The 215-nt window shown below is 71.2% G+C and carries 1 pseudogene; it reads right to left on the bottom strand.

Annotation, left to right across the window (positions count from 1 at the left end):
- Positions 1-106 precede the first annotated feature (106 nt).
- Positions 107-215, bottom strand: a pseudogene (locus tag IG94_RS43995) (hydrolase); the annotation flags it as partial.

The following is a 215-nucleotide window of genomic DNA, read 5'->3' as shown; positions in this document are numbered from 1 at the left end:
GCTTGCCCTGGTCGACGCCGTTGACGAAGGCGCGGGCGCCCATGACCATGGCCGGCATGTTCTCCTGCATCAGGCGCATGCGGTGCGGGGCGTCGTGGAACCTGGGGTCGAGCTGGAACTCGGCCGCCACGGAGAACCAGGTCACCGGCACGGCACCGGCCTGGATCATGCGCTGCACCGCAGCGTTGTGGGCCTCCGGCGAGGGGCTCCCGGAG

The sequence above is a fragment of the Streptomyces olivaceus genome (assembly GCF_000721235.1).
Classification (GTDB): domain Bacteria; phylum Actinomycetota; class Actinomycetes; order Streptomycetales; family Streptomycetaceae; genus Streptomyces; species Streptomyces olivaceus.
This window is presented reverse-complemented; position numbering and strand designations above follow the sequence as displayed.